Origin of the sequence: Solirubrum puertoriconensis, from assembly GCF_001483135.1 — a bacterium.
Lineage (GTDB): Bacteria > Bacteroidota > Bacteroidia > Cytophagales > Hymenobacteraceae > Solirubrum > Solirubrum puertoriconensis.
This window is the reverse complement of sequence record NZ_LNAL01000008.1, coordinates 1094407-1106824: the sequence shown is the minus strand read 5'-3', so window position 1 is coordinate 1106824 and position 12418 is coordinate 1094407. Positions and strand designations below refer to the sequence as shown.

11 protein-coding genes are annotated in these 12418 nt (G+C 59.4%); 4 read left to right on the top strand and 7 right to left on the bottom strand.

The genetic code is table 11. From position 1 onward, the window contains the following. Positions 1-68: 68 nt before the first annotated feature. Positions 69-728 carry a DsbA family protein gene (locus ASU33_RS19010; RefSeq protein ID WP_059072381.1) on the bottom strand — a complete coding sequence of 220 codons (660 nt, stop codon included), beginning with the start codon at positions 726-728 and terminating at the stop codon, positions 69-71. A gap of 869 nt (positions 729-1597) precedes the next feature. Between ASU33_RS19010 and ASU33_RS21530 the strand changes: the two genes are divergently transcribed. After that, entirely contained in the window at positions 1598-2242 is a 645-nt protein-coding gene (locus ASU33_RS21530; protein WP_160328241.1) for a T9SS type A sorting domain-containing protein, read from the top strand. Between the two features lie 75 nt (positions 2243-2317). On the opposite strand, the gene rho is transcribed toward ASU33_RS21530, so the two are convergent. After that, entirely contained in the window at positions 2318-4444 is a 2127-nt protein-coding gene (rho, locus tag ASU33_RS19000) for a transcription termination factor Rho (protein ID WP_059072379.1), read from the bottom strand. 428 nt (positions 4445-4872) lie between these two features. On the opposite strand from rho, the gene serS reads away from it, so the two are divergent. Continuing rightward, positions 4873-6150 (top strand): serine--tRNA ligase, encoded by a 1278-nt coding sequence (gene serS, locus ASU33_RS18995; protein WP_059072378.1) that lies wholly within the window; start codon positions 4873-4875, stop codon positions 6148-6150. Positions 6151-6230: 80 nt separating this feature from the next. On the opposite strand, the gene ASU33_RS18990 is transcribed toward serS, so the two are convergent. The 5 genes from ASU33_RS18990 to polX form a co-directional block, all read right to left on the bottom strand. Continuing rightward, on the bottom strand, positions 6231-6755 hold the full coding sequence (locus ASU33_RS18990) for a GNAT family N-acetyltransferase (RefSeq protein WP_059072377.1): 525 nt from the start codon (positions 6753-6755) through the stop codon (positions 6231-6233). A gap of 209 nt (positions 6756-6964) precedes the next feature. Further along, on the bottom strand, positions 6965-7621 hold the full coding sequence (locus ASU33_RS18980) for a hypothetical protein (RefSeq protein WP_059072375.1): 657 nt from the start codon (positions 7619-7621) through the stop codon (positions 6965-6967). Positions 7622-7848: 227 nt separating this feature from the next. Next, complete coding sequence (locus ASU33_RS18975; protein ID WP_059072374.1) at positions 7849-8334, bottom strand: OsmC family protein; 486 nt, start codon at positions 8332-8334, stop codon at positions 7849-7851. A gap of 138 nt (positions 8335-8472) precedes the next feature. Continuing rightward, positions 8473-9540: a glycosyltransferase family 9 protein gene (locus tag ASU33_RS18970; protein ID WP_059072373.1), complete on the bottom strand. Its 1068-nt coding sequence runs from the start codon at positions 9538-9540 to the stop codon at positions 8473-8475. Positions 9541-9595: 55 nt separating this feature from the next. Then, a complete protein-coding gene (gene polX, locus ASU33_RS18965; RefSeq protein ID WP_059072372.1) occupies positions 9596-11368 on the bottom strand; it encodes a DNA polymerase/3'-5' exonuclease PolX in 1773 nt (590 codons plus the stop codon). Positions 11369-11466: 98 nt separating this feature from the next. On the opposite strand from polX, the gene ASU33_RS18960 reads away from it, so the two are divergent. Beyond that, positions 11467-11862, top strand: coding sequence for a hypothetical protein (locus tag ASU33_RS18960; protein ID WP_059072371.1), 396 nt, complete (start codon positions 11467-11469; stop codon positions 11860-11862). A 121-nt stretch (positions 11863-11983) separates the two neighbouring features. After that, complete coding sequence (locus ASU33_RS18955; protein ID WP_059072804.1) at positions 11984-12391, top strand: EVE domain-containing protein; 408 nt, start codon at positions 11984-11986, stop codon at positions 12389-12391. Positions 12392-12418: the final 27 nt, after the last annotated feature.

The following is a 12418-nucleotide window of genomic DNA, read 5'->3' as shown; positions in this document are numbered from 1 at the left end:
TCTGCCCCAACGCGAAGGCCGGTCCTAGATACCTAGGGCCGGCCTTCGCGTTGGGGTTTATCGGCGGTTTACTGATGGGCCGTTTCGTTTAGCAGCTGCTCAAGGCCCGCCTTCAGTTCTTCGTAGGGTTGGTAGCCGCGCGTGAGCACATAGCCTTGGTGCCCGTGCACAAACACCAAGGTAGGGAAGCCCTGCACGCCCAGTTGGCGCACCATATCAAACTCGTGCTGGGTGGCTTCGCGGGTAGCATCACTTTCCCACCATCTCCTGAATTCGCCGGCATCGAGGCTGTAGGCTTTGGCCAGTTGCTCGTAAGTGTCGGGGGCGTTGAGGTCGCGGCCTTCGGCGAAGTGTGCCCGCTGTATATCGTGTGCAAAGGCAACCTCGCGGTTAAGCGGGTCGAGCTGCTTGAAAACCATCAGGGCGCGGCTGGGCGGCTCGGAGTTATTCACGTAGCTGCCTTCTGCGCCCAACGCGTGAAACGCGGCACCGAACTCAACGCCAGTCACCTGCTCTACTTGCTTAAGGGCTTGGCTGATGTAGTCCCATCTCTTGCCGATGGGTTCTACATCATCACCCGTAACCATACCGCCGCTCAGCACCGTGAAAGGCACTCGTTCGGCGTATTCTTCGGCCAAGCGTTTGATTAATGGGCTCATGCCGTAGCACCAGCCACACAGCGGATCGAAGATGTAGAGCAGTTGGGTATCGGGAAGTTGCTGTTGCATGCGTGCAAAGTTGGCGAACGTAGGCTTGTGCTCATATTAATACATGAATACCGCCTTGAAAGCTCAACATAATGCAATACACGAGAAACTTATGATAAACTATGACCCATGCACAAACCAGCTGGACAGTGTATTATACCTAACATAGGTAAACAAATAAGCTGCATTGGTCCAATCTTCTTTGGTGTAATTTCTATTTTAATATATTTGTTGCACACGCCTATGCAACACGCTTACAACCTTCAACTATGCTGAAGCAATTTACATTTCTGCTCGTCTTCCTGGTGGGAATGGCGCAGTTATCCTGGGCTCAGTGCACTTTCACCACGATAAGCGCCGGCAACTTCAATGATCCTAACATTTATGTGAGAACGGGCGGAACAGGGCCAACAGGGACGGGCGGCTGCCCAACTATTCCTTCTTCCTCTTCCACGATTATTATCAATCACCAGGTTACATTGAATACCAGCTTTACAGTTGGCAACGGCGGTACTCTCACCATTAACGCAACAGGTTCGCTTATAGAGGGCTCCGTTGCTCAGACTCTGACTATTGACCGAGGCACACTCTCCATAGCAGCAGTGGCTGATCGTACAGTACCTAGGTTGACTGTCTCGCAGTTGATACTTGCACGCAATACTGCAACCATTGGTGCCAACTCTGCTATTCAGGTTGGATGCTTCACCCTGGACAACCAAGGAGCTGTTACTCTAGGCAACAACGCGTTGATCAACGTAGCCCGTGACTTGACAGTTACCAATGGCAACGGTCTAGTAAATGGCCCGGCAACTGGCGAACCAGCCGGTATTCGTGTAATAGGGTTGTTTAGAGGTGTTGGCGGTGGTACAAACAACGTATACACCGGTACCTTGGTAACGTGCTCTCAGCTTAACCGAACTGTATCAGGCTGTACTGTTCCTGGCAGCACTACTCCTGAAGCCGAGCAAACTCCGCCAGCAGGTGCTAACAACGACCCTACCTGCCGCTCGGTACTTCCCGTAACCCTAACCAGCTTCGCTGCTGCAGCCAACGGCCAAAATGTTCAGCTAACCTGGACTACTGCTCAAGAGAAGAACAACGACCGGTTCGAGGTTGAGCGCAGTACCGATGGTACGCGGTATGAGCTTGTGGCAACCGTACGAGGCAAGGGCAACACCTCCACTGCTTCCAGCTACACTGCCACCGATGCTAAGCCGCTGGCAGGTACCAGCTACTACCGCCTGCGCCAGGTTGATTTTGATGGTACTGCTACCTACTCGCAAGTTGCAGTAGTTCGCAACAGCACCCAACAAGTATACCTGACGCCGAACCCCGCCACCAGCCAACTTGGCTTTGAATATGCCGGCGGCGAGCTGCAATGGCGCATTGTGAACTCGGTGGGTCAGCTGATGAAGCAAGGCTCGGCACAGGTCAGCTCGTCGGTCGACGTGTCTTCGCTGCGTGCCGGCGTGTACTTCTTCGAAGTTAGCACGGGTGGTCAGCGCTCGGTGCAGAAGTTCTTCAAGCAGGACTAACCTGCCCTAGGTAGAAGCTAACAAAAAAGCCCCGCCAGCACGGCGGGGCTTTTTTGTTGGCATTGCTGCTGGCGCTTAGCCATTCATCGACACCAGGAACTCCATGTTGTCGCGGGTGCCTTTCATGCGGTCCTTCAGGAACTCCATGGCCTCGGTCGAGGTCATGTCGGACATGAACTTGCGCAGAACCCACACGCGGCTGAGCTCTTCCTTGCCCATCAGCAGGTCTTCGCGGCGGGTGCCCGAAGCCGGCACGTCGATGGCCGGGAAGATGCGCTTGTTGGCCAGTTTGCGGTCGAGCTGCAGTTCCATGTTGCCCGTACCCTTGAACTCTTCGAAGATTACTTCATCCATCTTCGAGCCGGTGTCCGTCAGGGCCGTGGCAATGATGGTAAGCGAACCGCCGTTTTCCACGTTGCGAGCTGCACCGAAGAAGCGCTTGGGCTTTTGCAGGGCACCGGCATCGATACCACCCGACAGGATGCGGCTCGACGAAGGCTGCACCGTGTTGTAGGCGCGGGCCAGGCGCGTAATCGAGTCAAGCAGGATTACGACATCGTGGCCACACTCCACGAGGCGCTTGGCCTTATCGAGCGCCATGCCGGCGATTTTTACGTGGCGGTCGGCCGTTTCGTCGAAGGTTGAGCTGAGCACTTCGGCTTTCACCGTGCGCTGCATCTCGGTTACTTCCTCGGGGCGTTCGTCGATGAGCAGAATCATCAGGTACACCTCGGGGTGGTTTTCGGCAATGGAGTTGGCAATTTCCTGCAGCAACACCGTCTTACCTACCTTCGGCTGCGCCACAATCAGGCCGCGTTGGCCTTTGCCAATGGGGGCAAACAAATCCAGAATGCGGGTGCTGTACTGCGAGGGCGAAGTGCTCAGCTTCAGGCGTTCCTCGGCAAACAGCGGCGTAAGGTGCGAGAAGGAAATCCGGTCGCGCACGTCTTCTACCGAGCGGCCGTTTACGCTTTCTACCGTTACCAGCGCGTAGTACTTCTCGCCTTCTTTCGGAGGACGCACGGTGCATTTCACGGTGTCGCCGGCTTTCAGCGAGTACTGCTTGACTTGCTGCGGCGACACATAAATGTCGTCGGGTGAGGCCAGGTAGTTGTAGTACGGCGAACGAAGGAAACCATAGCCGCCGTCGGGCATCATTTCCAGAGCACCTTCGCTCGGAATGGTAATGTCAAGCGACTCGACGCGGGGCAACTGCGGCTGACGCTGCTGGGGCTGCTCGCCGGCGGGGCGCTGACCTTGCTGCGGTTGACGACCTTCGCGGTTGTCGCGGTTGAAGCGGTCCTCCCGGCGCTGGTCTCGGTCGCGGGGTTCGCGTCCCTCGCGGCCATCTCGCATTTCGCGGGGCTCACGTGGCTCGCGCACTTCGCGTTCGTCGCGCAGCGGTTGGGCCTGCCCATTGAGCGGACGCGGCTGCTCACCTAGGGGGCGCGGTGCTTGCGGTGCCTGCTCAGGTGCGGCTGGCATCGGGCGCGGCTCGCGGGGCTCGTTGCGGTTGGGGCGCGGCGCATCGCGGCGGTAATCGGCTGGGCGAATTTCGCGCGGCTCGCGGCCGGGTTGCGGTACCACAAAGCGCACCGGGCGTTGCTCGCGGGGCTGCTCCTCGGTTGGGCGGGGTGCCTCAGCAGGCTGCGGAATCTCGGGTACGGGCTGCGTAATAACAGGCGCATCGGGCGCCGGAGCTTCCACGGGGGGCAGCGGTGCAGCGGTGGTATTGCCGTCTTCGCCGGGCTCAACAGTTACTGCTGGCTGGGCTTCGTTACGCCGACCACGGCCACCTCGTTGGTTACCACGCGGCTGGCGACCGTTAGCGGCCGGCGCGGGTGCCTCAACAGCGGGTGCTTCGGCTACCGCTACCTCGGCATCGGCAACAGGTGCCTCGGCCACAACCGGCGCAGGTGCCGCAGCATTGCGGCCTCCGCGGCGCTCGGGGCGGCCTGCTGGGGCCACCACAGCGGGGGCGGCGTTGCCGTTAACGGCAGGTGCGGGAGCAGCATCGATGGTTTCGGCCAGCGGAGCCCGTTTGGTGGGCATTTTATCGGGCGGCGTAATAGCTTGCTGATCCAGAATCTTATAGATAAGGTCCTGTTTGCTCAGGCGGCGGAAATTGCCCACGTTAAGGGATTCGGCTATTTCCTTCAGCTCGGACAACAACCGGTCCTTGAGCTCGTCAATAGTGTACATAAATGGGTACGGGAGGGAGAGAAATCGGGGTGGAGATGCCCGGCAAATGCCGCCGCGGCCCTTTGGCGAGCTGCCACGGCACAAACCCTACAGATAAGCAGCGCAAAAGCGCGGGCAGGATGTCAGAAAAGCTAGAGACTCTGGGCGCTGGAACCAATCGGGCCGGAAACCACCTAGGGCTGGGCCCGGCATCACACGCCGGCTTGCTTTCGCAATGTTACGCAATACGGCCAAAAGGGCCAATAGGATGCACTGATTTTATGAGTAGTGCCTGAGAATTTAACTTTTCGCAGATTAACGAAGTTCCGACCTAGCTATTTCTTCCTGCTTTCCTAGGTGCCTGCCCGGGCCAGCTCAACAAAAGAACTGCCAGCGGCGCCCGAAAACCGCTACTTTTGCCGCGTTTCCACGCGTTTTGTCGCCGAAGTATGCTGCAAGTTTCCGTCCTGAAAGAACAAACCGACCGGGTATTGGCCGGGCTCACCAAAAGGAATTTCCCCAACGCCGAGGCCGAGGTGCAGCGCGTGCTCGAACTCGACCAGCGCCGCCGCCAGCTGCAAACCGAGCACGACTCGGCCCAGGCCGAAGCCAACAAGCTTGCCCAGCAAATTGGCGCGCTGATGAAAAGCGGCGACAAGGCCGGTGCTGAGGAGCTAAAAACCCGCACCGCAACCCTTAAGCAGCAAACCAAAACCGCTGCCGAGGAGCTAACCGGCGTGGAGAAGGAGCTGCAGGATGCGCTCTACCGCATTCCGAACGTGCCGCACGATAGCGTGCCGGCCGGCCGCTCGGCCGACGACAACGAGGTAGTGCGCGAAGTAGGTAACAAACCCGAGCTGCCCGGTGGCGCCCTCCCCCACTGGGATTTGATCAAAAAGCTCGACATCATTGATTTCGAGCTGGGTAATAAGATTACGGGTGCCGGTTTTCCGGTGTACAAAGGCCAGGGGGCCCGCTTGCAGCGTGCGCTCATCAACTTCTTCCTTGATGAAGCCATGGCCGCGGGCTACACCGAAATGCAGCCGCCCATTCTCATCAACGAGGCTTCGGGCTACGGCACGGGTCAGCTGCCCGACAAGGAGGGCCAGATGTACCACGCCACCGCCGACGACCTGTACCTGATTCCGACAGCGGAGGTGCCCATCACCAACCTCTACCGCGACGAAATCATAGCGGCGGAGCGTCTGCCCATTCGCAATGCCGGCTACACGCCTTGCTTCCGCCGCGAGGCTGGCTCGTGGGGTGCGCACGTGCGCGGCCTTAACCGCCTGCACCAATTCGATAAGGTTGAGATTGTTGAAATCGACCTGCCGGAGCGCTCCTACCAAACGCTGGAGCACATGCTAGGCCACATCGAGCAGTTGCTGCAAAAGCTGGAGCTGCCCTACCGCGTGCTGCGCCTGTGCGGCGGCGATATGGGCTTTACGTCGGCCCTTACCTATGACCTGGAGGTGTGGTCGGCGGCGCAGCAGCGTTGGCTGGAAGTATCGTCGTGTTCGAACTTCGAAACCTACCAGGCTAACCGCCTGAAGCTGCGCTACCGCGACGAAAACAATAAAACGCAGCTGCTGCACACGCTCAACGGCTCGGCCTTGGCCTTGCCGCGCATCGTGGCCGCGTTGCTCGAGAACAACCAGCAAGCCGACGGTACCATTCGCCTGCCCGAGGTGCTGCACCGCTACTGCGGCTTCGCGCAACTGGGCTAGCCCAGCACGCGTCCTAGGTAAACAAAAAGCCCGGCTGCCGAGCAGCCGGGCTTTTTGTTTGCGGGTTTTGTGCCTGCCAACTACCAAGGCAAACCGCCTAGGTCGATTTCGGCAGGATGCACTTGCAGGGCACTGGGGCTGCGCAGCATCACGTTCGACTCGAAGCGGTGGTGCTGGCCATCGGGCTGGCTGAAGTACAGGGCGGCCTCTACCGGATACCAGCCCAGCTTGCGGTAATACGGCATCATGTGGTCGGCGCACACCAGCAGGCCGTGCTGAGCGCCCAGCGGCTCCCACCACTGCGGCTCGGTCGCCAGCAACAGTTGCTTGGCGTAGCCGTGGCCACGTAAGGCGGGCGGCGTAATTACGTTGTTGAGGCCCGCAAGCTGCACCGGGTGCCCATCGAAGGTGACGGTGCGCAGCACTAGGTTATAAAAGGCCATCAGCTGGCCTTGGTCGTCGTGCAGCAGCATCGACCAATCGGGCGTGGCCCACTGGTACTGTTGCACAATAGGCACGTGCCCGAACTCGGCGTGTGTTAGTTGCCCTAGGGTACTTTGCGTAGCGGCGGGCAGCTCCGCGTAGGCAATGGAGGTAATCGGCATACATGTGTTGCCCACAAAGGGCCTGCGAAAATGCGCCGCAAAGGTGTCGTAAAAACCTCGCCCTGCAAGCCCTATGAGGCATTCTGCCTGGTATTGCCGCAGCTGCTGCGCTGCGTACTTGGCAATTTGGCTTTAGGCAACAACAACACGGCCGCTGCCCGAACGAGCAGCGGCCGTGTTGCTAGTGTGCCAGCTACAAGCCTAGGTAATTAACCTTTAACCGGCGTGTAGGGGAATTTCTTGGAAGCGTTGCGCATCAGAGCATCCACGATGGTTTCGGTGGAAGAGAAAACCGAGCCGGCAGCTACATAGTCGTACTTCCAAAGCAGTTTACCACCTTCGTTCTCGTGGATATTCACGGTGATGTTCGCTTGGTTGGTAGCACCCCAGGCGCCTACCAGCAAACCAACCGCTACGGCAGCACCGTCGCTCATCGGCTTGGTGGTGCGTACGCTGGTGGTCAGTACTGCGTCAACGCCGAGCATTTTGGCCAGCTCTTGCGGCGAGTGTTTGGCTAGGTCGGCGTAGTTAACGTTTTGCTTGGCCAGCAACGCGTTGGTTTGAGCTACGTCCTGGAACTCCACGGTGTAACCGCGCTGCTGCCCGCGGCGCAGCAGCCACGAGTAAATCTTGCCTTGAAAATCAACGCCGCTTTTCTGCTCCATGTCGCGGTGTTGGTCGGCGCTGATGCGCTTTGCCTCGTTGGGGCGCAGTTGCATGGTTACGCTAGCCGGCAGAATGGCTACGGTTTTGTGCTTAGGTGCATAGGCGCGAAAATCCTTAGCCAGGTAAATCGAAGGACCACAGGCCGTAAAGAACACCGCCAGCATCAAGAACGCCAGCAGCTTGAGAGTAGAATTACGCATAGAGCAAAGAGAGGAAAAGAAGAAAATAGATGGCCTGTTTTGTGGCACGCACTGGCAACAAAACTAACCTGCACAATCCAAACTTTGCTGTAAAACACAAAAAAATCAGCCCGCATTAGCAACATTATCCCCAGGTCGCACGTATACGCGCGGCTTCGCAAGGAAAACTGCTGCTACGCTAGTTCAACAGGTGTTCCAGTGTGGCTTCGCTGGGCAGCTACCTAGGGCTACACCCAAGCGTCGGCCGGCACCAAGGTGGTTTCGATGCGTAAGCTTTTGCCCAGGGTTTTCTGCACGGGGCACTTGGCCGAAATTACCTCCAGCCGTTGGCGCTGCTCGGCGGTTAGGGGCCCTAGCAGGCGCAGCTCTTTGCGCACTACTTCCAACGACCCGGCCCCCTCCTGTTCGCATTGTTCGCAATCGAGCTTGTGCTCACGGCCATGCGAAAGGCGCACCTCCACGCCCTCAAGCGGCCATTGTTTTTGGTTGGCATACAGGCGTAGCGTAATAGCCGTGCAAGCACCTAGGGCCGAGAGCAGCATATCGTAGGGCGTGGGGCCGCGGTCGTGGCCGCCTACCGCTACGGGCTCGTCGATGATGAAGGTATGGCGGCCGGCTTGCACATCGGCAAGCAGCGCATCGGCGGCTACGCGCACCAGCACGGTGTGGGCGGCGGGTTGCGGCGGGTTGGTAACGGGTGTGGTTTCAGTCATGCGGCAACGGGTTGTGCAACGCGCTTGGGCAAGTGCTTGCTGGCTTAATTACGTTGCTTGGCACAAACCCGCTGCAGCCCGGCACGAAAAAGCCCACCCAGATTAGCAGGTGGGCTTGGATTGCCATGCAGGTGATGCCTAACGGGCGTCGCGAGCGGGCGGCAGGTCGAGGTCGAAGCGGATATCGCGCATGCAGCGGAAATGGCCTTGCGGGCACTTTGCGTATCCGATTTTGGAGCACGGCCGGCAAGCAAGCCCCTCCACCTCCAGCACCTTAAACTCGGTGCGGTAGGGGTACATACCAAACTCGGGCACCGTATTGCCCCACACACTAAATATTTCCTTGCGGAAAGCGGCTGCAATGTGCATCAGGCCTGTGTCGTGGCTGATGACCAGCTGCGCCTGCTTCACCAACGAAGCCGACTGGTGCAGCGAAAACCGCCCGCAGGCATTGTAAATGGTAGTGCGCGAAGGCGGCAGCGCGGTTTTATCGAAATAGTAGGGCGAAGCCGGAATGGTACGCGGCAGCGCACTCGCCTGCTCCCGGGGTTGGTGCTGCTCGAAGTGCAGCTCCACCACGTGGCCGGTGCTTTCGTCTTCGGGGCCACCTAGGAGCACCACGGGACGGCGCAACTGCCCGCACAGCTCAATAATGCGCTCCACGGGCAGGCGTTTGGTGGCGTGCTGGGCACCAATTGCAAACGCTACGTAGCCGTTGTGGAAATCGGCGGGCAGGGTTTGTTCGGCGTTGATGCGTTGGTCGGCCGGGATGAAGTAATCGAGGCCGCGGCCATCGTCGTGCACGCCGAGGGGCGCGGCAGCGGCCAGGTAGCGCTGCACAATGTGCACGCGCGGCAGCACATCCCACTTTAGGTTCACGCGCAGCCACTTCCGGAAGTTCAGCTTGTTGAAGCTGGCACTCGGCCGCCCCAGCTGCAGCTTGATCAGGAAGGTGCGCAGGTTGTTGTGCAGATCAACGATGAAGTCGAACCGCTCCTGCTGCAGCTCGCGCACCAACTCTTTGAGCGAACCGGTAAGGCAATGCACTTTATCCACGTAGGGGTTGGCCTCGAGCATGCCCCGGTACGCAGGTTTGGTGCAGTAGTGCACCTGCGCATCGGGCACTTGCTGCTTAAGGCAGCGCACCACCGGCGTAGTCAGCACAATATCGCCGATGGAGGAAAAGCGCAAGACTAAAATCTTCACTGATTAAGGTTATTTCTCTGATGCCAGCACCCAGGCCACGGCGGTCTAGGTTGCCTTATCCGAACAGCGGGCCGAAGTCGGCAGGTTTCTTGGCAGCGGCTTTGGGCCCCGAAAATTTGACGGCCTGGGCGCGGCGCTGCTCGAAATACGCAGCCAGCTCATCCACCGTCAGCGCGTTCAGCGTCATGGCAGCCGTGAGGCCACCTTTGCGGCCCTGCAGCACGCCGTAGCGCATATCGGCGTAGCCATCGGTGTGGTGGGCATCGGGATTGATGCTCAGGCGCACGCCCTTACCTAGGGCGTAGCGCACCCACTGCCAGTCGAGGTCGAGGCGCCAGGGGTTCGAGTTGATTTCGATGGCCACGTTGTGCTCGGCGCAGGCGTCGATGATGGCCTCGTAATCGAGCGGGTAGCCCTCGCGGCGCAGCAGCAAGCGGCCGGTGGGGTGGCCCAGCATGGTGCAGTACGGGTTGGCAATGGCGCGCAGCAGGCGCTCGGTGGCGCGCTCTTTGTCCATCTTCAGCCCCGAGTGCACCGAGGCCACCACAAAGTCGAAGGACGCCAGCACGTCGTCGGGGTAGTCGAGCGAGCCATCGGAAAGGATATCTGACTCGATGCCTTTGAAAATGCGGAAGGGCGCCAGCTCGCGGTTGAGGCGCTCAATTTCCTGGTGTTGCTGCTCCACCCGCTCGATGCTGAGGCCGTTGGCGTAGTGCGCGGCGCGCGAATGGTCGCAAATGCCTAGGTACTGGTAGCCGTTGTCGCGCAAGAACTCGGCCATCTGGCGCAGCGAGTGGGCGCCGTCGGAGTATGTGCTGTGGTTGTGCAGCGAGCCGCGCAAATCAGCCTCGGTGAGCAGCGCGGGCAATTTGTGCGCAGCGGCTTCCTCAACCTCGCCGGCGCCCTCGCGCATTTCGGGCTCGACGTACTGCAGGCCAGCCTTTTCGTAAATGGCGGCTTCGCTGAAAAACTTGGTTTGCCGCACCAACTGGCGCAGGGTAGCCGCCGGCGCTTTGGCACCTAGAGGCGCCGCAAGGTGGGCATCGGAGCCGGTTTGCAGAAATAAGCAGTTGGTATAATTCTCGGGGGGAGCAATCTGCACCTCTACCTTTACGCCCGACTCCTGCGCTGCGCCGCGCCATACAAATGGGCCCGAGTTGGCCTCATCGGCAACCAAGGCCTCAATGGCACCTAGGGCCTCATGCACGGCCCAAGCTTGGTTGGTGCCCACCACTACCCGAATGGTTTCGACCACTGGCAGGGCGCGGCGCACTTCGCCGGCCACAGCCACTTGCTCGGTGCGCAGGGCTTCCTGCAGCAAGGCCACTAACTGCGCGGCCAGGTTTTGCGCCTGGTTGATGAGCAGCTTGCCTTGGCTTTGGGCCGTGAACTCCAAAGCCTGCAGCAGCGCCTCCTGGGTTTTGGCGCCAAAGCCCTTAAGGCTAGCCACGCGGTTTTGCTCGGCAGCTTCGCGCAAGGCATCAATGGTTTCAACGCCTAGCTCGCGCCACAGGGCCCGTATCTTCTTCGGCCCGAAGCCTTTGATGCCTAGCATGCTCACCACACCCGGCGGGGTGGCCTCTTGCAGGCGCGCCAGTTCGGGGAAAGTGCCCGTGCGCAGCAGCTCTTGCGCGGCCAGGGCAGCGCCTTTACCTAGGCCCGCCACGGTGGTAAACTCGCTGGGTTCGAGGTTGGCCAGAGGCTGCTCAAGGCGGTCGATGGCAGCGGCGGCGCTTTCGTAGGCGCGCACCTTAAAAGGATTTTCGTCGTGCAGCTCCAGCAGCTGGGCCATCAGCCGAAAGGCGCGAATGAGGGCGCGGTTTTCCAAGGCAAGTATCGTTTGAAGCAGTAAAGCTATACGCAAAACCGCAGGGCAACGTAGTTGGGTTACGGCAAAAGCCACCTAGGTTACGTATGTTAGCCGCTATGCGACTCTCTGCCTTGCTTTTCTCCCTTTGTGTGCTGCTGCTTTCCAGCACCTGCCGTAACGACTCGGGCAGTGCCACCGAGCTCAAGATGAAGATGCTGTATCGTACCTGGCTGCACGCCCACGAAGAAGACCAAGGCGACATTCGCGTGTACCGCCCCAACACTTACAACTTTCCGCCCTCGCGCGGCCGCACGGGCTTTGCTTTCGAGCAAAACGGCTTATTTACGCAGTACGACATTGCGCCTACCGATGGCATAGAGGGCCGCAAAGGCACTTGGACGCCGGTAAATGACAACACCCTGCGCATCAGCCTCGAAGACAAGAAAGACCCCGACTATCAGCTCGAAATCGTGTCGCTCGAAAACGACGTGCTAAAGGTGCGGCAGAAATAGTCCTAGGTGACAGGTCGAAACTCATCTGGCTAGGTTGAGTTGCGCTGCTCGTGCTACTTTTGACTTGCACGTGCTGCTTGCCTGCAACGTGCTACTTGTCACTTGTTACCTGTTCCCTGCTTTGAACTACTGGCTCGTTAAATCCGAACCTGCCGCGTACAGCTTTTCCGACCTCGAGCGCGACGGCCAAACCGACTGGACCGGCGTACGCAACCACCAAGCCCGCAATTTCCTGGCCCAAATGCAGCCCGGCGACCTAGTACTGGTGTACCACAGTGTTACCGACAAAGAAGTAGTGGGCATTGCCGAAGTAGCCCGCGCCGCCTACCCCGACCGCACCGCCGAGCCCAACACGCCGTGGGTAGCCGTTGATTTGCGCCCGCAGCAACGCCTGCCGCGCGCCGTATCGTTGGCTGCTATTAAGGCCGATGAGCGCCTGCGGCAAATTAGCCTACTCCGCCAGTCGCGTTTGTCCGTAATGCCTTTGCAACCGGCCGAGTTCGACGTGCTGCTGGAGTTGGCGCATTAAGCCACCTAGGGGTATGTCTTTTGGCAT